The organism is Reinekea marinisedimentorum, from assembly GCF_004341165.1.
GTDB lineage: Bacteria > Pseudomonadota > Gammaproteobacteria > Pseudomonadales > Natronospirillaceae > Reinekea > Reinekea marinisedimentorum.
On sequence record NZ_SLZR01000027.1, the window covers coordinates 1 to 22,729 of the forward strand.

A 22,729-nucleotide genomic window follows, 5' to 3' on the forward strand; every position below is an offset into this window, starting at 1 on the left:
ATAGCCGCCCCAGGAAAAGATACGACTACAAAACACCGGAGGAAATGTACTATGGAAAATAACTATCGGTGTCGCACTTCAAACTTGATACTAAGATGTCTTTAAGCGGTAAAGAAAACCGAAAGGGATCTTTACCTGATCAGCCGAGGTGTTTTCGAAACTATCTATCAGTCATTCAGTCAGAGCAAACGCAGAAGCCAACAACACAATCTGAATTTGAACAGGAAACTTGACTATGACTATGAAGAAAAACATCGTCGCCTTGGGTGTTAGCGTCGCTATTGCCACTGCCGCAAGCGGGGCCTTCGCTTATAAAGCAGATAAAACCGGAGCAAGCTATGAGCCTTTGGAAAAGATTTATATGCAGGCATCACTGACCGTGGCGGAGCAAAAAATAGTGGGTGAAGCTGTAGCAGACCTGAAACAAAACGCACGCTCATGGCAATCACTGATTACCGCCAATCGAAAATCGGACGATAGCCTGCCTAAACTGAAAGCGCAAACACGCTCTTATTTGAATGCGCAGTTTGGTGCGCTGGAAGATACGTTGCAGGAGAGCTTACCAAAAGAAAAGGCCATGCAGGTTTATGCCTATTTAGATGCGAATTTGGAAACGCCGGACTTCTTTGCTTATTTGGATGATTGATAATTTAGGTGAGGTTTTCACAGTTTTTTCTCTATTTTTAACGCATAAAGAAAAAGGGCTTAGCATTGCTGCTAGGCCCTTACTGAAATATGAATTCGTAACTTTAACCGGCGTCTTCGTCGTCAGAGATAGTGGCATTCGATGATTCTGAATAATCGTAATCGCCAGAGTTAGCTGAAAGGTTCGTATTTACAGAGTAGTCATCAAAATCATCGTTGACGGTTTTGGAGCTTCCCGAGTAAACCTCTAAGTTATCAATATAAACTGGTTTGCTTGTATTGGCTTCAGAAACCTTAATAACGATATAGCCAACATTTTCATACCCTCCACTACTTATTGTATTTAAAGTGAAGGAACCGAGGTCGGTATTGTCTATCTCTAGACTGTAGTTGCCATCGGTGGTATCCCAGCTTAAGGTTAGTTCAACCCACTGACCATCATCGATGTCGCCATAAAGTGTTGAGTTTTCATATACATCATCATCGGTTAATCTAACTCCTAAGTCTCCAGAAACGGCCCATTCACTGTCTAGCTGAACTTCAGCCATCCGATAGCTACTAGTTGAATCAGTTTGGCCATAGATGCCAACTAGGACTTCAGCAGCTTCATTAGACGTGTAGAAAAATTCTAAAGAAACTTCACCAGTGCCTATGCTAGTTATTAGGTCTAAATTTAGCTCACCAGAGTCTGTAATTAGTACTGAATAACCGGTCGTACTTCCATCGTCGCCATCATCATCATCGTCATCATCCGAAACAGAAATATCCCCGTCAGTACAACCAAGAACAAGCAGGGTGCTCAAAAATAGGAGGGTGGCTTTGCGCAGTTTCATAGGATTATGCTCACAGTGATTTCTTGCCTTCGACTATAGAAGCGGGCTTTTCAACGGTCAACCAGAAGGGTGTTGCTCTGCACGACTTTGTCACATTTGATGGGCATTTAAGCAGGGGAAATAGAAAGCCCGGCGGGTAGGCCGGGCTTGGATGATGTGATTTAAGAGATAGCTACTGATTATTCAGTGGCGTTTTGGGCGTCAGAAACTGTCGCGCTATATGAGTTAGAGTGATAAGGATCGTTTTCATCATCACCCGTGCCCAGTGCGTAGTTGGTTTCATAACCTTCGAAATCATCAGAGAGAATTTCGGTTTCAGCAGAGGTTAAATTTATGTCATCAATGTACAACGGTGTAGTTGAGCTAGCCGTGCCGCTATCCGTAGAAATTCTGACTGAAAAATAACTTGCGTCTTCGCTCGTTTCGTACACTTCGCTCGTTACTTCCCCGAAGATGTTGTCATCATCAATATCGAGAATATGTGTTGTTTGAGAAGCATATTGGGTACCATCAATTGTGACGTAATACGTTAATGTACTTATATCCCATGTCAGTGATATATCTACCCAGGTGTCCGCAGCAACTTCTGTCAGGTATATATCATCTTCGTTTGTACCACTTACCGTCTGGTTACCCTTCAGACTAATACCCACATATCCTTCGCCACTAGGAGCGTCATCAGAATCTATTAAAATTTCGGCTAAGCGATGGTCATTTGCTGCACTTGAGCCAAATAGGGTGATCTTTGCTGTTTCATCTTCATCTGAAGCGTACATCAGGGATAAGCTCAGAGTCGCTGCAGAGAGTGCACTATCCATTTTGTAGCGCAGTTCACCAGTATCGCTACTATCGTTGTCTGCTATTAAAGCCGACTGGCTGTAAGTGGTTTCGGTGGTTTCAGTGGTCTCTGTCGTATCCGTAGTCTCAGTCTCTGTATCATCATCCGAAGAATCATTACAGCCAAAAACTAATAAAGAACTCAGCAGCAGAATGGTGGTTTTGGTTAATTTCATTTGGCGTACTTCCTTTGTTTTTTTTGTGATCGACTTTGTATTAACGAAAAATATTTGTGATCAGGCTCACTGTCAACGCAATGTCAATTGGATCACAAAGAATCCTCAATGTTCTGAGAAGTAATCTGCAAATTGGAAGTTATTTTTGGCTATTTGTGACTTTAGTCATAGGAATAATGGGGTATATAAAATGACGCATTTAGCGGCCCTTTTGACAGTTACCCCAATTTATGTGATTTGAATCAGCAGTCTTTGTTGGCCTGAAGACCAACCTACAACTGTGGCTCATCTGTGGGTCGGGCTTCAGCCCGACAGGTAAGCCCCGAATGATGAACGGAGCCACGCTGTGTTGGCCTAAAGACCAATCTACAATTGCGGCTCATCTGTAGGTCGGGCTTCAGTCCGACAAGTAAGCCCCGAATGATGAACGGAGCCATGCTGTGTTGGCCTAAAGACCAACCTACAACTGCGGCCCGTCTGTAGGTCGGGCTTCAGCCCGACAGGTAAGCCCCGAATGATGAACGGAGCCACGCTTTGTTGGCCTAAAGACCAACCTACAATTGCGGCTCATCTGTAGGTCGGGCTTCAGCCCGACAAGTAAGCCTCAAAGCCTAATCACCACATCGCCCTCAACCTTGTAACTCACCATTCGGCACTGCCCATGCTTGCTCGGCCTTACCGGTATGTTGATGACGTCGCTGTATAGCGAGTATTCGGCGCTGCCACAGGATTGAATTTCATCAAGGATGTAGCCGGTGTCGGTATTGATGATGAAGTTATCCCAGCAGCCTGCACCACAGCTCAGGCGGGCTACCTTGTAGTGGTCGTTGAAATCCGGGCCCTGATCCACCTGTGTCTGCAGGGCATCGGCTTTGGGTTCCCACTTTGCATGGCCGGTAAAGATGATGACCGGGTAAGCCCGGGGTGCTTTTGCTGCGACTACGGTTCTAGCCCCCGGTTTGGCAACCGGGGTTGCTGCGGGCTTGGCTACCACTTTTGCTGCCGGTGCCGCCTTAACCACCGGTGCCGGTTCAGCAACCACAACCTTTGCCGCCGGTGCCGGTGTTGCTACAACCACAGCGGGTGCCGGTTCGGGTACCGGGGCGACGATCATACAGCCCGAAAGCAGAGTAGCCAGCAGAGCCAGTGGTAAGTGGCTTTTGCTCAGGCAGGTTTGGGTGAGTTTTGTCATTCAGGTTTCCTCTTATTCTGGTCGCGGTGGCTGCTAATGAATGCGGTGCCACCGTTGTGTCGCCAAGAATAATGAAATGCCACGCTCAGATTGTTCATTCGATGTGCATTTACTGCCGCCATACACAGGTAAACCGCGGCTTTAGTGGGGTGCCGGTACCACCGCCGGAACAGTCACGACCGCAGCGGCAGGTACCGGCGTGGGGGAAGCGAACAGCATGCAGCCATTCAAAGCCAGGGTGGAAGCCACGATGACAGCCAGTTTGATCAGTTTTGCTTTTTGCATTGTTAGTCCTTGTATCAGTCAGTGATCTGCGAGCGGCGCAGTTGGGATGCCAGCAAGGTTACAGAGCAAAAAAGCAAGAAATATTGGCGGAATGTGTGTTTACCGGTGTTATACCCATTGCGGGTTAATTTATGACAAAGCGGCGAATCAGTGTTATCGGGCCCTGTGGTTGGTTATAATCGCCGGTCTGTTAATCCCCTGGAATAGAGACAACCCTAAATGACTGAAGCAGCATCTAACTTTCTTCGTACGATCATCGATAATGATCTGAAAGAAGGTAAGCACGAGACCATCGTCACGCGCTTCCCGCCGGAACCGAACGGCTTTCTACACATTGGCCACGCCAAGGCCATTTGTATCAACTTCGGGCTTGCGCAGGAATTCCAGGGTCAGACTAACCTGCGCTTCGACGATACCAACCCGGAAAAAGAAGAGCAGGCGTATGTCGATGCCATTAAAGAAGATGTGGAATGGCTGGGTTTTAAATGGGCAGGCAATGTTAAATACACCTCGGATTACTTCGATACGCTGTATGAATGGGCGCTGCACCTGATCAAAACCGGCAAGGCCTATGTGTGTGATCTTAACGCTGAGCAGATTCGTGAATACCGTGGCAGCCTGACTGAGCCGGGTAAAGACAGCCCGTTCCGTGAGCGCAGCGTGGACGAAAACTTAGCGCTGTTCGAGCAGATGAAAAACGGTGAGTTCGACGAAGGCACCTGTTCGCTGCGTGCGAAAATCGATATGGCGTCGCCTAACGTTAACCTGCGTGACCCGATCATCTACCGCATTCGCAAGGTGGCGCATCACCAGACCGGCGATAAGTGGTGCATTTACCCAAGCTACGATTTCGCGCATGGCCAGGGCGATGCCATTGAAGGGGTGACGCATTCGCTGTGTTCGCTGGAATTTGAAGATCACCGCCCGCTGTATAACTGGTTCATTGAAAACCTGCCGGTGCCGCATAAGCCTCGCCAGATCGAGTTCGCGCGGCTGAACCTGAACTACACCGTGACCAGCAAGCGTAAGCTGAAGAAACTGGTCGATGAAAACATCGTAGACGGCTGGGACGACCCGCGTATGCCGACGGTTTCCGGTATGCGCCGTCGTGGTGTCACGCCGCGTGCCATCCGTAACTTTATTGATGCTTCGGGTATTTCCCGTGCGGTGGGTACCGTGGTTGATCTGGGTATGCTGGAAGCGGCCATCCGTGACGACCTGAACGAAAATGCACCGCGCGCCATGGCCGTATTGAAGCCGCTGAAGGTAGTGCTGACCAATTTGCCAAAAGGCCATGAAGAAGTGATGACGCAGCCGGTGCACCCGCAAAAGCCGGAGCTGGGCGAGCGTGAAATTCCGTTCAGCAATGAAGTGTACATCGATGTTGAAGACTTCAACGAAGACAACACCCTGTCGCGCAAGAAGTTCAAGCGCCTGGTGCCGGGTGACTATGTTCGCCTGCGCGGTGCTTACATTATTAAAGCCGAGAGCTTCAGCAAAGATGAAGACGGCAATGTCACCGAAATTCAGGCCAGCGTGGTTGAAGGTTCGGTGGGTGAAAACGTTGAAGGCGTGAAGCCGCGTGGCGTTATTCAGTGGGTGTCTGTGAAGCATGCGGTGCCGGCAATCGTGCGCGTGTACGACCGCCTGTTTAACCATGAAACCCCGGATAAGGGCGATAACGACTTCATGGAGCACATCAACCCGAACTCGCTCGAAGTACTCGAAGGCTGCTTTGTTGAGCCAAGCCTGAAAGGCGCCAAGCCGGAGCAGAGCTTCCAGTTTGAGCGTGAAGGCTACTTTGTGGTCGACCGTTACGATTCCACGCCGGAGCGCTTAGAGTTCAACAAGACCATTGGCTTGCGTGATGTTTGGGAGCGTAAAGCCTAAGCAGTCAGTTTTGAGCTGGGAAATTAAGGTCGTGAAAGCGGCCTCAGACCGATGACAAAGCTGCCACTGTCTTCGAGACGATGAAAAGGTATCGCTTAAATGGACGTCGAAAACATGGATGTTTTCGTCGAGCGTATCAGGTGGTCCGGCATTCCGGCGATACTTGCAGCGGTCCATTTAAGCGATACCTTTTCGTTGGCGGGGTTTATCGACAATCTGCAGTCGCGAAAGCGGCCTTTTTTGTTTCAGTGGTGCGCAATAGCGCTGCTATATCGTCTCATAAATCAGCTTATCGTCTTCACGTTTGCTTTCCATTAGAGCGATGGCATGCACCGGTAAATCAAACGGCTGAAAACTGAATTCAGATTCCGGCTTGTGCAGCACAATGCGTCGGCCAAGGGTAATGTGCGGGTTGTAAGGCCGGGTTTCGGTGGCAAAGCCTGCCTCGCGCAGTAAGCTGATCAGTTGCTGCTGCAATTGATACACCGCCGGGTCTTGCTCTATGCCTAACCAGATAATCTTTTTGTTTCGCTTCTGGAAGGAGTCGACCCGGTTCACGCGTAGGGTTGCCGGTGGTTCGGCCAGCTGCTGAAGAATGGCCTTCAGCTGCGGCACTCTTTCCGGGTCGGTCTCGCCCAGAAACTCCAGTGTCAGGTGGTAGTTGGCATCGCGGGTGTATTTGCCTTTTTCCGCTTCACTGGCTACCCAGTCGCGGTAGGGCGTAATCTGTTTTTTGGTCGCTTCGCTGAAGGTTAAGGCAAAGAATAATCGCATTCAGCTTTCCCAGTTGTTGTGCAGCTTGGTGAGCAGTTGTTCGAGCGTATTCAGTTCTTCTTTATTTAAACCCTTCAGTTGCTGATGCTCAATATCTTTCAACTGACTTTGTACCGTGCGCACACAGTTAAGCCCTTTCGCGGTCAGCTTCGCCAGCTTGCTGCGCTGGTCTTCGGGGTTTTCAACGCGCTCAACCATGCCCAGCCGTTCCAGTCGAACCAGAATTTTGCTGATCGCGCCGGAGGTAAACAGCATACCGTGACAGATTTCAGTTGGCGTCTGGCAATAGGGTTCGCCACTGTGATACAGGGTTGTCAGCGCTCCCCAGTCAGAAAACTGCACGCCATGAGGCTCCAGGCGCTGCATCAGGTCTTCACTGAATTGTTCGTGCAGGCTGTGAACCAGCACGGCGATGGGGGGCGCGGCGCGACCTTGTTTTTCCCAGTGTCTGCGGGCGAGTACGGTTTCTATTTTTTCGCGCTTCGGCTTCATAATTACAGTCTGTGTTTGCGGGTCGAAAACATAGCTTCCATGGAAGGTATAAGTCAATTACTCAAATCGGAGATTGGCTGGCCCGGGCTAAAAAGCAATACCGACAACGGCTTGATGCCGCGTTGTTACCGTGAGTTAATGTCGGGCCCTTGGCTTGCGCACATCAACAGGAGTTTTTTATGGTCAGCCGAATCTTAATTTCTAACTCAAATAACCCCTGGTTCAACCTGGCTGTTGAAGATGTCATCTTCCGCTCGATGCCGGCGGATCAGCGCGTACTGTTTTTATGGCGCAACTCTGAAACGGTGGTTATTGGCCGTGCACAAAATCCGTGGAAGGAATGCAACATCAAAAAGATGGAGCAGGATGAGGTTTACCTGGCCCGTCGTCAGAGTGGCGGCGGTGCCGTTTTCCACGATTTGGGCAACACTAACTTTACCTTTATGGCGGGCAAGCCCGAGTACAGCAAAGAGGTGTCTACCCATATTGTTTTGCAGGGCCTGAAGGCGCTGGGCATCGAGGGCTACGCCAATGGCCGCAACGATCTGGTGGTGGGCGAAGGCGAGAATATGCGTAAGTTTTCCGGCTCGGCCTACAAGGAGGCTGCAGACCGTGGCTTCCATCACGGCACGCTGCTGCTCAATGCCGACCTGAGCCGGCTGGCCAACTATTTGAATCCCGACCCTAAAAAGCTGCAGTCGAAGGGGATTTCTTCGGTGCGTTCGCGGGTGACCAACCTGGCCAGCTTAAAGGAAGACATTGACCACGCCATGGTGTGTGATGCCATCTCGGCGGCGTTTTGTGAGCACTTTGCTGAGCAACCGCAGGCTGAGTTCATCTCGCCCGATGCGCTGCCCGATCTGCCCGGCTTTGAACAGACCTTCGCCCGGCAGCAAAGCTGGGATTGGAACTTCGGTAAATCGCCGCAGTTTACGCATACGCTCGATGAGCGCTTCAAATGGGGTGGCATTGAGCTGCACCTGAACCTGAAAAACGCCAGGATTTCTGACACACAGGTGTTTACCGACAGCCTGTATCCGGAACCGATCGAGAAGCTGGGTGAACAACTGAACGGTATTCACTATCACCCGGATCACGTTGCTCAATGCGTCACCGAGGTGATGGCGCAGTTTCCGGATAACCATCCGGAGCTGCAGGATGTGAAAGCCTGGCTGGTGTCTGCTATTTCCTGAGCTAATGGCGAATAGCCGGCCATCGTCCAAAGGTAAGAGCAAAAATACCTTTCTGGGAAGTTAATTCTCTATTAAGATACGCGAAATTATCTTCCGTGGAAGATAAATATCCATCTCTGTAACCCGGGTGAGTTATGAAATATTCCGTTTCCATCGGTATGATCCTGTTTCTGGCCTCGATCTTTGCGATCGGGCCTTTTGCTGTGGATGCCTACATTCCTGCGCTGCCGGCCATTGCTGCCGACATTGGCTCAACTACATCGGCTGTGGCGCTCACGGTCAGCCTGTTTGCTTTTACCAACGCCTTTGGTCAGCTGATTGGCGGGCCGGCGTCCGATAAGCTCGGCCGCCGCAATGTGATTGTTGCCGGTATGCTGCTGTTTATTGTCGGCAGCTTAGCGCTGAGCCGAGCCGAGAGCATCAATGCGCTTTACTTCTGGCGCGTGGTTCAGGCGCTGGGGGCCGGTATTGCCGGGGTTTGTGCGCCGGCCATTATTCGCGATGTGGCGGAAGGCAAAGAGGCCGCCAAGCTGTTCACCTTGATCGGCCTGATCATGATGATTGCACCTTCCATTGCGCCGAGCATTGGTACCATCATTATCAAGGTGGCCGACTGGCGCTGGGTGTTTATCTCAGTCGCTATCTTTGCTGCCTTTGTGGCGCTCAATGCCATTCGCTTGGTACCACCGAATAAAAAGCAGGCAGGGCCGCGCATGCCCTTCGTTCAGAGCTTTCGTTTGGTGCTGGCCACCAAAGAGGCGCGGCCATTCCTGGTGATTCAGGGAATGACCTTTGCCGTACTGATGATTTTTCTGAGTAATTCTTCGGGTATTTATATTGAGCACTTTGGCCATTCTGAAGAGTTTTTGGCCATCGCGTTTATTGCCAATACCTCGGGTAACATCCTTATGAACCGGCTCAATGCCTACCTGCTCAACAGTTACCGGCCGGAGCAGCTGCTGAAAGGCTTTACCGCGATGCAGGTAGCGGGCGGCGCGGTCTTTCTGATGGGTCAGCTGTTCTTCCCGGGCCAGTTCTGGCTAATCTTCATTGGCTTCCTGCTCGCGATGTCGGCTGCCGGTGGCATTATCGGTAATACCAATGCCTGCTTCATGAGCTTCTTTGGTAAAAACGCCGGCGCGGCCGCCGCTATCTTCGGTGCCAACATGACGATTACCGGTTCGATTATCGGCGCTATTTCTGCGGTGATACTGGGGGTTGGTATTCTGCCGGTCGCGGTGTTGATGCTGGTAGTTAACCTGGTTGGCTTTAGCAGTGCCGTTCGTCTTCATTCGCGCTCCGGCAGTCAGCCGGTCGAAGAGGCGACCGCCGCTTCCTGATTAGTGCATTCCCTGAAGGCCGTGAGTTGTTCACGGCCGAGCGACATTTCTCGCATGAGCCACTCGCGTAACTTCCTCAGTAAATCTATAAGTGTATTTAGCTAGTCTGTTTTATGGTTGTTTACATACGTAATTTCATATATATGATATTTCGTATATGTGGATGCCGCCTCTGGCGCCTTCTTTCTTTTTGCATCCACGGAACCAGATGTCACTGTCTTTATCGCTTATTTATAAGGAATCGCTGTGGGTATTTTCGAAAGGTATTTATCGGTTTGGGTGGGCTTAAGCATTGTTGCCGGCATTGTGCTGGGTCAGCTTTTCCCTTCGCTGTTCGACGCTGTTGCGGCGCTGGAGTTTTCGCACGTTAACCTGGTGGTGGCGGTGCTGATCTGGGTAATGATCTACCCGATGATGATTCAGATAGATTTCTCGGCCGTGAAGGGCGTTGGCCGCAAACCAAAAGGGCTGTTGTTAACGCTGGTGGTGAACTGGCTGATTAAGCCGTTTTCAATGGCGGCCATTGCCTGGTTGTTCTTCCGGGTGTTTTTCGCCGGGCTGGTCGACCCGCAAACGGCGACGGAATACATTGCTGGCATGATCCTACTGGGGGTCGCGCCTTGCACAGCCATGGTGTTTGTCTGGAGTCAGCTGACCAAGGGCGACCCTAATTACACGCTGGTGCAGGTGTCGGTGAATGACCTCATCATGGTGTTTGCCTTTACCCCGATTGCTGCCTGGCTGCTGGGTGTCAGTGACATCACTGTACCCTGGGGCACGCTGTTCTTTTCTGTCGTGCTCTACGTTGTTGTGCCGCTGGTCGCCGGTGTGCTGACCCGCCATTACCTGCAGAAGAACCACAATGCGCAGCGGCTGAGCCACTTCCTGGCGGTACTCAAGCCGTGGTCGGTGGTTGGTCTGCTGGGTACCGTGGTGTTGCTGTTCGGCTTGCAGGCGGTCACGATTATCAACGAGCCCTATGCCATTGTGCTTATTGCCATTCCGCTGATTATTCAAACCTACGGCATCTTTGCGGTCAGCTATGCCGGCGCTCGTTGGTTGAAGCTGCCGTACAATGTCGCGGCACCGGCTTCGTTGATTGCGACATCCAATTTCTTTGAGCTGGCGGTTGCTGTGGCTATCTCCTTGTTTGGCTTGCAATCCGGTGCGGCTCTGGCCACGGTGGTTGGGGTCTTGGTCGAAGTACCGGTGATGCTCAGCCTGGTGGCCTTTGCCAACCGGACTCAGCACTGGTTTGCACCGCTCGGCACGGCTGAGAAATAAGAAAATCTGCTGGCGCTGAAAACCGCCGGTGTGCCGGCGTATTGATCAAATGACACCCAGATGGGCCTAAAAAATTGCCCTTATAGAGGGCAAAACTGCTCTACCTGCGTATACTCCCGCGCTTCGTTTAAAACTCGATACGAAATATCTCCCGCGTGGCGGATGCTTTGCCGGCCAACGACGGGAAGAAATAAAAAAATATAATGAAATACTAGGAGTAGTTATGAATTTATTGGAGTCGTTCTTCGGCCTGATCGGAGATCTCACCTGGGGTTGGTCATTGATTCCCTTTCTGGTGATCTTCGGTGTGTTTTTCACTATTGTGACCAATTTTGTTCAGTTCCGGTTCTTTGGCCGAATGTTCCGCGTGCTGCGAGCCCGTAACCAGACCAACCATGCCGGACAAATCTCGGGTCGGGAGGCGTTGCTGCTGTCTGTCGGTGGCCGGGTAGGTGGCGGTAACATCGCCGGTGTCGCTGTGGCGATTACCCTGGGTGGGCCGGGTGCCGTCTTCTGGATGTGGGCCATTGCACTGGTGGGTATGGCAACCAGCCTGGTTGAGTGTTCACTGGCGCAGCTTTATAAGCGCAAAGAAGGCAATGCCTTCCGCGGGGGGCCGGCGCGCACCATCATCTATGGCTTGGGTGAAGATTACCGCTGGTTGGCGGTGGTTTATGCCGTCTGCCTGATCGCGTCGTTCGCCATTGGTTTTAATGCCTTCCAGGGCAATACCGTTGCCGGTGCCGCGCAAGATAGTTTGGGCATCGACCGTGTCTGGTCCGGTGTTGTGCTGGCAGTGATGACGGGTTTTGTTGTTTATGGCGGCATTAAGCGTATCGCTAAATTCACCGATGTTGTGGTGCCGGTGATGGCGATTGGCTATGTCGGCATGGCGTTACTGGTGATTGTACTGAACATCACCGATATACCGGCTGTTTTGATCAGCATTGTGAAGAATGCGTTTGGCCTGGAAGAGGCTGTCAGTGGTGGTATGGGCGCGGCACTGGCCAACGGTTTGCGTCGCGGTCTGTTCTCGAATGAAGCCGGTCTGGGTTCTGCACCCAACGTGGCGGCAACGGCGGATGTCACCCATCCGATCAGCCAGGGTATTACCCAATCGCTGTCCGTCTTTATCGACACCATGCTGATCTGTACCTGTACTGCCTTCATTATTCTGCTGGGTGATGTGTATGTGCCGGGCGCTGCTGAAATTGATGGCGTGGTGCTGACGCAGCAATCGCTGGTGAGCCATGTGGGTGTTTGGGCGCAATACTTCCTGACGGGCGCTATTCTGCTGTTTTCGATCAGCTCGATCGTTTACAACTACTACCTGGGTGAAAACGCGATGACGTTTATGTCGAAGAGCAAGGTGCCGGTGCATGGCCTGCGTATTGTGGTGATTTGTATCGTCTTCCTGGGTGCGGTAGCGCCGGGCGCGACAGCGGTGTTTTTCTTCTCGGACCCGCTCATGGGCCTGCTGGCGTTGGTTAACCTGATTGCCCTGATGATGCTGTTCCCAACCATTACCCGATTGCTGGCGGACTACCGTCAGCAACTGAAAGCCGGTAAGGAGCATCCGGAGCTCGACCCAGCCAAGTTTGCTGATTTGAACATCGATCACAGAGCCTGGGGTACTAAGTAAGCCGGGGGACTGTAAGCCCGGGGGACAAAGCAACCTGAGCCATTCAGAACGTTGAAAAGCCACGCGGGTCTCCGGGTGGCTTTTTTTATCCGTGAAGATTATTTCTTAACGGTCAGTATGATGCCATCAATGGCCGTAATGGTGGCTTTATCGCCTTTTTTCAGCGGCTCGGAGCCGGCCGCGAGTTTTGCTTTCCAACTGGTGCCAGACCATGTCACTTCGCCTTCTGTACTTTCAGAAAGGGACGAAAGCGCCTTTACCGTCTGACCGATAGCATCGTTGCCATGCATGGGGCTGGCCTGGTTTTGCCACTTTTTCAGCGGCAAATACAGCAGAACTGAAACCACCGCTGTGGCCACAACAAACACCACGAAGGCAAACAGCCAGCCGGCATCCGGCAGCAGCCAACTGGCCAGCGCTGCGACCAGCGCACCAAGACCGACAAACAGAAACCAGAACACACTGAGGTTGAATATCACCAGTTCGGTGGTAATCAGCGCCACTGCGATCAGAATGAAAAACAGAAACGGGCCCATGTTAGCGGTCGCCCATGTTTTTCTTCAGTGAGTCGAACGCGGTGAATGCCTTGCCGACCATGCCGGAGATATCGGAGCTGTCTGCCGGAATCAGCGATACAGTGCTTTCCTTGGCGAGCTTTTCAAAGGCGTTGATGTACTGCTCGGAGAGCTGCTGGGCCACTGCCGCTTCACCGCCCTCGTTAATGGCTTTGGCAATCATCATGATCGATTTGGCGCGCGCCTGTGCTTCAATCAATACCGATTCCGCCTCACCTTGGGCCCGCAGAATTTTCGCCTGCTTGTCACCCTCGGCTTGGTTAATTTGTGCAACCCGATAGCCTTCCGATGTGGTTACGGCAACCCGGCGCTCACGTTCGGCACCCATCTGCTTTTCCATCTCATCGAGAATCGTGGTCGGTGGGGAGATGTCTTTCACTTCGTAACGCAGCACCTTGGTGCCCCAGGGCTCAGATGCATCGTCAATGGCCTTGGTAATAGCACCGTTGATGCTCTCGCGCGATTCAAAGGTTTCATCGAGTGAAAGCTTACCAATCTCTGCACGCATACTGGTTTGAGCCAGCTGGGTAATCGCGAACTGCAGGTTTTCGACACCGTAGGACGCGCGTTTGGGGTCCATAATTTTAAGGTACAGCACACCATCGATACCGAGCGAAACGTTATCTTTGGTAATGGCCTGCTGCGAAGGCACATCAATGGCAAATTCCTTCAGCGAATGCTTATAGGCGACGCGGTCGATAAAAGGGACCAGCAGGTGAATGCCCGCCTCCATTGTGTGTGAATACTTACCTAAGCGCTGCACGATGTAAGCATCGTTTTGCGGCACGATGCGTACGATGCGGCTGAGCGTCACAATTATAATAATGGCCACGACAACCGTTAGGATGAATCCGAATTCCATGTCTACCCCTTTTCAGTTTATTGAATAATGTGCCTTCACTTTAGCCTGCCAGCCGTGGCTTGGGTAGGCGCAATGGCGTCAGTTATGAACCTGTGCACTCTATCGGCGCGTATTGCAGGGCTATTATGTAAAAAGTACTCTGGGGTTTACGGGCAGTTATGCCGAGGTTAAGAATGAAAGAAGTATCCACCCTCAAACACATTGAAGCGCTGCGCGAGTCCGAAGACATAGAGTGCAAGCTCGCTCAGGGCCGGCATGGTGATGGCACCCTGCCGAAAGATGTGTGGGAAACGCTGTCTGCCTTCTCCAATACCGAGGGTGGCGATATCTTTTTGGGGCTAAAAGAGCTGGAAGCCGGTAACTTCGAGCTGGCCGGCATCAACGATACCCACAAGGTTTTGCGCGAATTCTGGCACGGCCTGAACAGCGGAAAAAAGATCAGCCCGCTGGTCATCAAACCGCATTGGGTGAAGGTGATCGAGGTCGACGGCAAAAATGTCATTCAAATTCATGTGCCGCGGGCCGCAAAGGCCTACTTGCCGGTTTATATTCACGACAGCCCGTTCGGTGGCAGCTATAAGCGCTCGGGCAGTTCGGATGTGAAGATCGCTGAGGCAGAGGTGAGGCGGATGCTGGATGAGGCTCAGCAGTGAACCGGGTGTAATGGGCGCGGAAAGGTCTCAGGCACAAAAGAGCCGGAACGGGGTAATAAATAGGAACAGGAAAAGAGTTGAACAGAATAAAAAGTAAGGCTAGAAGATTAAAAAGAGTAGGGGGAGAATGGTGCCTGGGAGAAGACTCGAACTTCCACGGGGTTGCCCCCACTAGCACCTGAAGCTAGCGTGTCTACCAATTTCACCACCCAGAGGCGGGAAGTGTCCGTCAGCCGTGGGCTGTAGGGCGGAGCGCTACATCACGACTCTCACCAAATGACACTGGAATGAACGTTCGTTCTCGCTGAGCTTCGCACAATATTCCTAAAAGTGTCACACATCTGGAACACCAACTGTCACACAGCAACAGGGCAGAGGCATCAGTGTTCATCCTTAAACGACAGTCAACTTACTACTACAACCGACGGCTAGCTGGGCGCAACATGCGGTTCTCTTTGCAGACGGGAAATCGGAGTGAAGCTATCAGGCTCGCACTGGTCGTCACTGACCACCTAGCACAGCGATGTACGCGCATGAGCTTCGATGAGCAGAAGCGCTCAGCCGCTAATAAGGTCGCTAGCCTTCAAGCTGCCCGATGGGGCTTTCAGAGCCAAGCAGTGCCTGTTAGTGGGCCTCAGCCACAAGAAGCTAATACTCAGCAACCACAAGAAACTCAAAGTCACACACAGTCTCCTGAGTCGTCCACCAGCACCGCTGCAAGCGAGAGATTTAGCGCTCGACTAGACGACTACTTGACGGCCAAACTTGCCGATAAGCCAGACCTGAAACCGGCGCGACTGAAAGACTATCGGGCTGTAATGCAGGAGTTTGATGCGCTCTTTGAGTGCCCGCAGATGCAGCAGGTGAACTTCAAAATGGCTGAGTCGTACATCGAGAAGCTACGGAAGCTGCCGTCTAAAAGGCACATCACACATTACAAAGGAATGAGTTACCAGCAGCTCCTGAGCGCTGATATACCGGCTGCTCACAAGTACAAAGGCAAGACCATTAACGAGCGTTTACGGCCACTGAGAGGCTACTGTGACTGGCTTGTGAGGCATGAAGCAATGCAGGCTAATCCGTTCGTTAAGCTCAATGTCAGTCAGGGTGATAGCCGCTCTTATGCGCCACTTGAAGACGCAGACCTTGAGCAGTTGCTGACCAATACACGGCTGTTCAACCCTGCTACTTCCTATTTCTCGAACTACGGCAGACGGTCATACTGGTGGCTGGTCATGCTTGCGATCTATACCGGTGCGCGTGTGGGTGAGCTTGATCAACTATTTATCAAAGACGTGAAGCACAGAGACGGCATTCACTACTTCCATATCCATGACCACGGTGAAGGTAAGACTGTGAAGACTAAGAACGCAGTGCGGGAAGTGCCGGTGCATTCCTGCCTGATCGAGCTGGGGATGCTTGAGTACATCGAGTCACTGAAGGAAGCAGGTCAGACCAAGCTACTGCCAGCCACTCGGCAGCAGGAGAAGTGGGGTGACAAGGCGAGCGAGTGGTTCAACCAGCATCTGCGGGACAAAGACCTGCCGCACTGGAAGCAGCAGAACAAAACCTTTCACTCCTTCCGAGCCACCTTCATTGGTCGAGCCGTGGACACAGATAGCGCCGAGTCGTCACTGATCGTCTTACAGAAGGTGGTCGGCCATGAAGCACAGTTCAAGAACGTGCTTGGCTCTACTGCTGCTTATAAGAGGGACTTCCCGCTGCAGCTCAAATAGTGCGCCGTGGAGGCATTCAGTTTGCCGAACTTTGGCAGGGTCATTGAGCATCTGAAAGGTGCAGCTAGCTGGCGCAATCTACAAAGGACATGAAATTTCGTAAAAAATCTGTGACCACTTTATTTGACGATGCTTCTGCTCAATCCCCCGTATGGGTGGGGTGGATTATGGTCATTCTCTGGTTTTTTAAATAGTTACTCCAAGTTACTTAACCCAAAGGAGCTTGGACTAATAGAGCTTGCGTTCAATTATCTTTCCAGACTTATCATTGGTAATTAAATTTCGGCAATAGTCGATTTCTTCTTTGTAGTTTAGCGTGTTTTCAATGCACTTAATTAATGGGTAGTTGACTCCAATTGAATAGTCTAAGAAGCCTGCAAGCTTTTGATCAATCTGAGTAATAGACATCTGGTCTCTCTCGGTGATCGGGAAGGGTTCTTGTCCATCTCTATTTGATCTTTTGAAGTTAAAAAATTGAATGAATAGCTGGTTGCTATTCTCAAACGCAAAGAAGTCAAAATAGTTGGTGCTCTGGTTATACCATTTTGCAGATCTCGGATTTTGACCACTGCCGAATAAGATTCCGTCCTTGAGGTTTTTGACTTGAAATATATCTTCGTGGTCACCCATCCATTTATCTAGGAGGTAAACTCCTAGTAGACGTGATTCACCAAGTGGTTTTCTGAACTCTATTTCTAAGGCCAAATTCGTGTCTTGTAGGTAATCACTGGCTTTTGGTTCCTCCACAGTCATTGGTTTGTTTGTGGCGCAACCGAGAAGCGAAAAAGCAAGCGCTATATTTAATGTTAGTTTTAACCATCTGTAGGATTTCATTTTTCCACTAGCGCCTAATTTATGTGTAGCAAGTAATGAGTTTGGTCGAAATAGTTGAAATGCTTGAAGTTGCTAGACTATCAATTTGGATAGCTTTTTGTTATTCATAATACTGATTTAATTGATGGCCAACAATATATGGATAGCCCTGAGTACTTGGATATTGAGCAAATCATTAAACCAAGCATACAAGGAATGTCAGGAGTCTTTTACTGTAAGGCTGAAGACGGGAACAACTATTGGGTTAAAGGTCACAATGTTGGGCGTATAGATCAAATAAAGGAATGGCTTTGTGGGCATCTAGCTATAGCTTTTGGCTTACCTATCGCACCATTTTGTATTGCAAGTATTGATGAGTATCTAGTAACTAACTTACCGTCTCAAATGAAAGTAATTGGTTACGGTCCGGTCTTCGCATCTAAAGATGTTGGACCGAGCGCTACATGGTTTGGGGCTGAAAGTAACGCAGAATTAGTTCCTGAAAACTTAAGGCGGGAGTTATTGCTTTTTGATTATTGGATATTTAATTCCGATCGGCAGTTTCACAACCCGAACTTATTATGGGAGTCACAGTCCGATACAATGATAGTTATTGATCACAATCTTGCATTTGATTGTGACTTAGAAGAATCGGTGCTAATTGACTGTCATATTTTTACTGATGTCGATAGAGAACCATTTAGAGATTTAAGTACCAGATGTGACCTTATATCCCGTATGGATAGTGCTATTGACTCTATTGAAGCAAAAATACACAAAATTCCCGAGGAGTGGAGCTGGTCAGACCTTGAGCAAACAAGGCCCACTGGATTAGAATTGAATGTCCTATTAACTAAACTTAAGAGATACAAAGGCAACGAGGCTTTCTGGAGCGTATTATGAAAAAACGAGTTATACGATACGCCGTTATCAGGTTTCAGCCTTATCCTGAAACAGGTGAATTTGCGAACATTGGTGTCATTGCTATTGATCCATTGGCTGGCCAATTCCAGTTTAAGCTTGAAGACAGGCGTTCTCAGCGTGTTACTGACTTCTTCCACAACCTTGATGGCAGCTTTTATCGGGGCACAGTAAGGCGTATTAAGCATGAGCTGGAGGCGAGAAGAACAGCTGTTGCCAATTTCAATGCTAAGGCAATCGAAGTCTTTGAAGACTTGGTCATGCCTAAAAGTAATCTGTTTCAGTTTGAGCAGGCTAGCGCACTAAAAGCAACTAACTTAGATATCGCTATCGAATCTCTTTATGGGCAGTTCGTAGGCCATAAGTTTGCGAAGAAAAAGAGCTATGAAGAGCAGCTAAGAAATAAGGTTAAATTGCAGCTAGATTATTTAGAGCTTAAGCGACCATTCGGCCCATATGATCTTTTAGGCCCTGGTGGTATTAAAACTCGCTTTGAGTTTGTTCAACAAGGGAATAACAAGCCGGAAAAAATAATTAAGCCGTTTGGTTTCAATGGGGCAGACCCTAGCAAGCTGAACGACCACACCTTCATTGCTTATAAATACTTATCAAATGCAAGGCTCGCAGGCATTAATAAACAAGACCTATTAATTCCTGTAGATGTAGTTATTGAGTCAGAACCTATGGAAGAAGCGTGGACGTTTCTCCGGCCAAACCTTGAAAAATTTGGTGAGCTTGTCAAAGCTAAAGATACTGAAAAAATTGATGAGTTTGCTCGCCAGTAGCTCAATCAGTGGCCTCCTTAGCAGAGGCCTTTAATTGTTGCATATAGCTTATGTGATGCTTGACATATGATTCTTTATCGCCGACTTTATTCACTCGCCGTAAGGCACTTTACTACTCTAGCGCACCAGCGCATTTTAAACCTCAGTAAGCGAGCGAGTTCTTAAGTTTACCTTTCAAATACTCTAGCACTAATTCCTTGCATTTAGCTTGTTTCCTGTCGGCGCGTAATTCCGCTCAACCATGCGTGTTATGACGAAGAAATCGAATTCAAAGGCTGGGCGTAGATGGAGTAATCTAAATGAAATTGAAAGTATTCTTTGCACTACTGCTTATTGCGCTGATCGTGATGATTTTACTTGGTATAAACCCCTTAGAGCTACTCGTGCGAGCGGTCTCCAAGATCGGTGAGCTCCTTCGTGCATCAATAGATACAGTCGATTGGTAGTTGATTTGTAAATTCTTATATCACAAAGTTATAAAGTGTGACTTATCAACTGCCCGCATAATCTACGGATTGCTGTTGGCAGTGCTCTCTTAGTTGCATATTGTCAGGTTTATTGATGATATTTGACTTAGGATTGCAAGCCATGAACGAAGTAGACGCAGTGAAGAACAAGGACGACATCAAGCTCAGCACTCACTCGATGCGCAAGACCCGTGGATACGCCATGTGGAAGGACGGAGTGCCGCTGGAAGTCATCTGTAAGGTTTTGAATCACTGTACGCCGGCAGTGACCATGCGTTATATCGGCATCGAGCGCGAAGACGTCCATCAGACCTATGACGGCTACGTTTTATAGCAAAAAAACACTTGGGTAATCCCCTGATTTGATAATTTACTCATTAGGAGTAAATATAGAAGGGATAACTCCTATTCAGCTCGACCTACAGGCTCAGGCTTGAGTTATAGACCTAACTCAGACTCAAAGTTAACCTACAGCAACAGCCATTCAATGCTAGCGGACAGGTCATGAAGAAATCATCACTAATGCTATTCTTAGCACTACATGCAGGTGTTTCATTAGCTGCAGACGAGTTAACGATACCTCAGGGCATGACACTTGATTTAGAGCTATATAGTAAATATGGGGATGTCGTCTTCCACAAAGGCTCGACAGACAGTAATTCAAGTACACCGGTAGAATTCGTTGCGTTATATAGAGACATCAGTGTTGATATAGATAGTGTATACCAAGAAAGGTTAGACGACTTTGCTTCCCGAGGTCTAATCCCTGATGCCGATTGTATTGGTTTCGATCGTTACAAAGGTATTGTTGTGGATGAGGGCTATCTAAGCACTATATATTTAAATAAATCACCAGAAGCTCCAACCTACTACATGGTAATGGTTCAATCTAAGCAACAGTCAGTTTTGGATGATATAGATGCACAGCTTTGCACTGAATAGCTGGTTATTTGACAACCCACCCCTTAGGAATAAATGACTAAGACTGAAAGAAGAGCCGAATGTATAACTATAAGTCTACTAATAGTCATACTGTAAGTGACCATAAGCCATCTATAGGTAGTGATCATTAATGGTTAACCAATGAAGACAAAGCTACCAGTCCACTCCTAGTCCCCAGTCTATTGAATGCCAGTCCTAAGGGGTGGGCATTGAGTTAGTCAATCGACCATCTAGCCCCAGCCAGTCTAAGTGCGCACATGTCTACTGCTGGTGGCTGGAGGTCACCCTATTTTTTTCTTTCTGGTCATTTAATGATCAGCGTGTGTTGTCCTGTTGTTTTTAACTTCTACCATTACCTATCCATACTGTCAGTAACGACTGTTATCGCGGAGCGGGCATGAAGCTTTTCGCCTTACCGAGAGAGGCTAATTGATAACCCACCTCATAGGACTAACCGAAAGGCAAAAGCTTATGAGTTGTAGATACTGCGGAGGTGTCATGCCTTCAACTAAACCTAAGAACGAGAAGTACTGTTCAGCGAAATGCCGTAACAGGCTTGAAGTAGCTGTGAGTGTCAGCGTGTATTGTGCTAATACTGCGCCTTTCAGCTGCTAAGTAGTAGGTCAATTTGCATGCAGGAAGCAGGCTAGAAGAACGGTGTGGTAAGGCCTCGAAGGTGGTACACAACGGGCACACAAGACGAATTGTGAAAACTAAAAGTGATGAGGAATCAATGAGTTACGGATTGTTTTGCGAATGGTGCCTGGGAGAAGACTCGAACTTCCACGGGGTTGCCCCCACTAGCACCTGAAGCTAGCGTGTCTACCAATTTCACCACCCAGGCATTGGGGAGAAACTGTCTCAGTAGCTGAGAACGGAGCGCATCATACGGTTGGCGATGCGCTCTGTCAAACGAAAAATGTAATTATTTTATATTTTTCAATACCTTGGCGGCGGCCTTTAGGGTGAAGTCTATGTCGGCTTCGCTGTGCGCAAGTGACATAAAGCCGGCTTCAAAGCTGGAAGGGGCCAGATAAACACCTTCGTCGAGCATGCCGTGGAAGAAGCGGTTAAAGCGCTCGCTGTCGCACTGCTGTACCTCGCTGAACTTGCTGACGCTCTCTGCTTCGGTAAAGAACAGGCCAAACATACTGCCAACATGGTTCGAAACCATGCCGATGCCCTGTTCTTTAGCCAAAGCGACAATCCCGGCGGTGAGCTGTTCGGTTTTGGCGTTGAGCTGCTCATACACGCCCGGCTTGCTGATCTCGTTCAGCGCCGCCAAACCTGCGGCCATGGCCACCGGGTTGCCGGAAAGGGTACCGGCTTGGTATACCGGGCCAACCGGGGCCAGGTAATCCATGATGTCGGCGCGGCCGCCAAAAGCACCAACCGGCATGCCGCCGCCGATCACCTTACCCAATGTGGTCAGGTCGGCCGTGACGCCGTATTTTTCCTGAGCGCCACCCAGGGCTGCGCGAAAGCCGCACATTACTTCATCGAAAATCAGCACTGCGCCGCTTTCGCTGCAGCACTCGCGCAGTGTTTCCAGGAAGCCCGGCACCGGCGGAATGCAGTTCATGTTGCCGGCAATCGGCTCAACGATGACGGCTGCGATCTTATCACCCAGCTCGGCAAAGCAGGCGCGCACATCGTCGGCATTGTTGTATTCCAGCGTGACGGTGTGTTTTGCCACAGACTCCGGTACACCCGGCGAGGTGGGTACGCCCAGTGTGAGTGCGCCGGAACCGGCTTTAATCAGCAGGCTGTCGGCGTGACCGTGGTAGCAGCCTTCAAACTTCACCAGAATATCGCGACCGGTAAAGCCACGAGCCAAACGGATAGCCGACATAGTGGCCTCGGTACCGGAATTCACCATGCGCACCTTCTCAATGCTCGGGTAGAGCTCGCAAACCTTTTCCGCCATCTCGATTTCCAGCTCGGTCGGCGCACCAAAAGACATGGCTTTATCGACCTGCTCGTGTACCGCCTTACGCACAACCTCGGCACCATGACCGAGGATCATCGGCCCCCAGGAAAGTACATAGTCGATATAGGTCTTGCCGTTGCTGTCGGTCAGTGTTGAGCCGCTGGCCTGTTCGAAAAAGACCGGAGTGCCGCCAACTCCTTTAAACGCGCGCACCGGAGAGTTAACGCCACCGGGTATGCATTGCTGGGCTCGGGTGAAAAGATCGCTGTTTGGCTGGCTCATGCTCATGTTCCTGTGAATTCTGAAAGGTGGTTATTCTGACTTCTGCACCTCGTTCAGGCAAACCGGTTTTCAATTTATGCCGTTCAGTTGATTAAACGCACTGGAACCGCAAGGCCATCGGCCTGGCGGCTGGCGGCGCGCCATTGCTGTGGGTATCATGGGCTACCGAACACCATCAGT

22 protein-coding genes and 2 tRNA genes are annotated in these 22,729 nt (G+C 50.0%); 12 read left to right on the forward strand and 12 right to left on the reverse strand.

The features are described from left to right. Positions 1 to 235: 235 nt before the first annotated feature. Positions 236 to 646 (forward strand): hypothetical protein, encoded by a 411-nt coding sequence (locus BCF53_RS18030; protein ID WP_132703977.1) that lies wholly within the window; start codon positions 236 to 238, stop codon positions 644 to 646. A 103-nt stretch (positions 647 to 749) separates the two neighbouring features. Here the strand turns inward: BCF53_RS18030 and BCF53_RS18035 are convergent, their stop codons facing one another. The 4 genes from BCF53_RS18035 to BCF53_RS19255 form a co-directional block, all read right to left on the reverse strand. Next, positions 750 to 1,478, reverse strand: coding sequence for a hypothetical protein (locus BCF53_RS18035; RefSeq protein WP_132703979.1), 729 nt, complete (start codon positions 1,476 to 1,478; stop codon positions 750 to 752). Between the two features lie 179 nt (positions 1,479 to 1,657). After that, positions 1,658 to 2,491 (reverse strand): hypothetical protein, encoded by an 834-nt coding sequence (locus BCF53_RS18040; RefSeq protein ID WP_132703981.1) that lies wholly within the window; start codon positions 2,489 to 2,491, stop codon positions 1,658 to 1,660. A 604-nt stretch (positions 2,492 to 3,095) separates the two neighbouring features. Further along, entirely contained in the window at positions 3,096 to 3,683 is a 588-nt protein-coding gene (locus BCF53_RS19330) for a hypothetical protein (protein ID WP_207902784.1), read from the reverse strand. 141 nt (positions 3,684 to 3,824) lie between these two features. After that, entirely contained in the window at positions 3,825 to 3,968 is a 144-nt protein-coding gene (locus tag BCF53_RS19255; protein WP_165901983.1) for a hypothetical protein, read from the reverse strand. Positions 3,969 to 4,187: 219 nt separating this feature from the next. Between BCF53_RS19255 and BCF53_RS18050 the strand changes: the two genes are divergently transcribed. Then, the gene (locus BCF53_RS18050; protein ID WP_132703983.1) at positions 4,188 to 5,858 is read left to right on the forward strand and encodes a glutamine--tRNA ligase/YqeY domain fusion protein; all 1,671 of its coding nucleotides are present in this window, start codon (positions 4,188 to 4,190) and stop codon (positions 5,856 to 5,858) included. 267 nt (positions 5,859 to 6,125) lie between these two features. Here the strand turns inward: BCF53_RS18050 and thpR are convergent, their stop codons facing one another. After that, positions 6,126 to 6,632: an RNA 2',3'-cyclic phosphodiesterase gene (thpR, locus tag BCF53_RS18060; protein WP_132703987.1), complete on the reverse strand. Its 507-nt coding sequence runs from the start codon at positions 6,630 to 6,632 to the stop codon at positions 6,126 to 6,128. Next, positions 6,633 to 7,124 (reverse strand): MarR family winged helix-turn-helix transcriptional regulator, encoded by a 492-nt coding sequence (locus BCF53_RS18065; protein WP_132703989.1) that lies wholly within the window; start codon positions 7,122 to 7,124, stop codon positions 6,633 to 6,635. A 179-nt stretch (positions 7,125 to 7,303) separates the two neighbouring features. Between BCF53_RS18065 and lplA the strand changes: the two genes are divergently transcribed. The 4 genes from lplA (at position 7,304) to BCF53_RS18085 (ending at position 12,583) form a co-directional block, all read left to right on the forward strand. Beyond that, complete coding sequence (lplA, locus tag BCF53_RS18070; RefSeq protein ID WP_132703991.1) at positions 7,304 to 8,317, forward strand: lipoate--protein ligase; 1,014 nt, start codon at positions 7,304 to 7,306, stop codon at positions 8,315 to 8,317. 134 nt (positions 8,318 to 8,451) lie between these two features. After that, positions 8,452 to 9,657, forward strand: a complete 1,206-nt coding sequence (locus tag BCF53_RS18075; protein ID WP_132703993.1) for a multidrug effflux MFS transporter — start codon at positions 8,452 to 8,454, stop codon at positions 9,655 to 9,657. 246 nt (positions 9,658 to 9,903) lie between these two features. After that, entirely contained in the window at positions 9,904 to 10,941 is a 1,038-nt protein-coding gene (gene arsB, locus BCF53_RS18080; protein ID WP_132703995.1) for an ACR3 family arsenite efflux transporter, read from the forward strand. Between the two features lie 223 nt (positions 10,942 to 11,164). Next, positions 11,165 to 12,583, forward strand: coding sequence for an alanine/glycine:cation symporter family protein (locus BCF53_RS18085; protein ID WP_132703997.1), 1,419 nt, complete (start codon positions 11,165 to 11,167; stop codon positions 12,581 to 12,583). A 98-nt stretch (positions 12,584 to 12,681) separates the two neighbouring features. Here the strand turns inward: BCF53_RS18085 and BCF53_RS18090 are convergent, their stop codons facing one another. Both BCF53_RS18090 and BCF53_RS18095 read right to left on the reverse strand, forming a co-directional pair. Continuing rightward, positions 12,682 to 13,119 carry an NfeD family protein gene (locus BCF53_RS18090; RefSeq protein WP_132703999.1) on the reverse strand — a complete coding sequence of 146 codons (438 nt, stop codon included), beginning with the start codon at positions 13,117 to 13,119 and terminating at the stop codon, positions 12,682 to 12,684. Between the two features lies 1 nt (position 13,120). Then, positions 13,121 to 14,020 (reverse strand): SPFH domain-containing protein, encoded by a 900-nt coding sequence (locus BCF53_RS18095; RefSeq protein ID WP_132704001.1) that lies wholly within the window; start codon positions 14,018 to 14,020, stop codon positions 13,121 to 13,123. Between the two features lie 173 nt (positions 14,021 to 14,193). On the opposite strand from BCF53_RS18095, the gene BCF53_RS18100 reads away from it, so the two are divergent. Beyond that, positions 14,194 to 14,673 carry an AlbA family DNA-binding domain-containing protein gene (locus BCF53_RS18100; RefSeq protein WP_165901984.1) on the forward strand — a complete coding sequence of 160 codons (480 nt, stop codon included), beginning with the start codon at positions 14,194 to 14,196 and terminating at the stop codon, positions 14,671 to 14,673. A gap of 128 nt (positions 14,674 to 14,801) precedes the next feature. On the opposite strand, the gene BCF53_RS18105 is transcribed toward BCF53_RS18100, so the two are convergent. Continuing rightward, a tRNA-Leu gene (locus BCF53_RS18105) sits at positions 14,802 to 14,890 on the reverse strand. 535 nt (positions 14,891 to 15,425) lie between these two features. Between BCF53_RS18105 and BCF53_RS18110 the strand changes: the two genes are divergently transcribed. Next, positions 15,426 to 16,409, forward strand: coding sequence for a site-specific integrase (locus tag BCF53_RS18110; RefSeq protein ID WP_165901985.1), 984 nt, complete (start codon positions 15,426 to 15,428; stop codon positions 16,407 to 16,409). A gap of 228 nt (positions 16,410 to 16,637) precedes the next feature. Here BCF53_RS18110 and BCF53_RS18115 read toward each other — a convergent pair whose 3' ends face one another. Next, entirely contained in the window at positions 16,638 to 17,243 is a 606-nt protein-coding gene (locus tag BCF53_RS18115) for a hypothetical protein (protein WP_132704007.1), read from the reverse strand. Positions 17,244 to 17,381: 138 nt separating this feature from the next. Here BCF53_RS18115 and BCF53_RS18120 point away from each other — a divergent pair, with 138 nt between their 5' ends. The 4 genes from BCF53_RS18120 (at position 17,382) to BCF53_RS18135 (ending at position 20,337) form a co-directional block, all read left to right on the forward strand. After that, positions 17,382 to 18,125 (forward strand): HipA family kinase, encoded by a 744-nt coding sequence (locus BCF53_RS18120; protein WP_132704009.1) that lies wholly within the window; start codon positions 17,382 to 17,384, stop codon positions 18,123 to 18,125. Beyond that, positions 18,122 to 18,928: a DUF3037 domain-containing protein gene (locus BCF53_RS18125; protein ID WP_132704011.1), complete on the forward strand. Its 807-nt coding sequence runs from the start codon at positions 18,122 to 18,124 to the stop codon at positions 18,926 to 18,928. The genes BCF53_RS18120 and BCF53_RS18125 overlap by 4 nt, the downstream gene beginning before the upstream one ends. A gap of 588 nt (positions 18,929 to 19,516) precedes the next feature. Further along, complete coding sequence (locus BCF53_RS18130; protein ID WP_165901986.1) at positions 19,517 to 19,729, forward strand: tyrosine-type recombinase/integrase; 213 nt, start codon at positions 19,517 to 19,519, stop codon at positions 19,727 to 19,729. A 170-nt stretch (positions 19,730 to 19,899) separates the two neighbouring features. After that, a complete protein-coding gene (locus tag BCF53_RS18135) occupies positions 19,900 to 20,337 on the forward strand; it encodes a hypothetical protein (protein WP_132704015.1) in 438 nt (145 codons plus the stop codon). Positions 20,338 to 21,094: 757 nt separating this feature from the next. Here BCF53_RS18135 and BCF53_RS18140 read toward each other — a convergent pair. Together BCF53_RS18140 and hemL are read right to left on the reverse strand one after the other, a co-directional pair. Further along, positions 21,095 to 21,181 (reverse strand) — tRNA-Leu (locus BCF53_RS18140). An 81-nt stretch (positions 21,182 to 21,262) separates the two neighbouring features. Then, positions 21,263 to 22,549 (reverse strand): glutamate-1-semialdehyde 2,1-aminomutase, encoded by a 1,287-nt coding sequence (gene hemL / locus BCF53_RS18145; protein WP_132704017.1) that lies wholly within the window; start codon positions 22,547 to 22,549, stop codon positions 21,263 to 21,265. Positions 22,550 to 22,729: the final 180 nt, after the last annotated feature.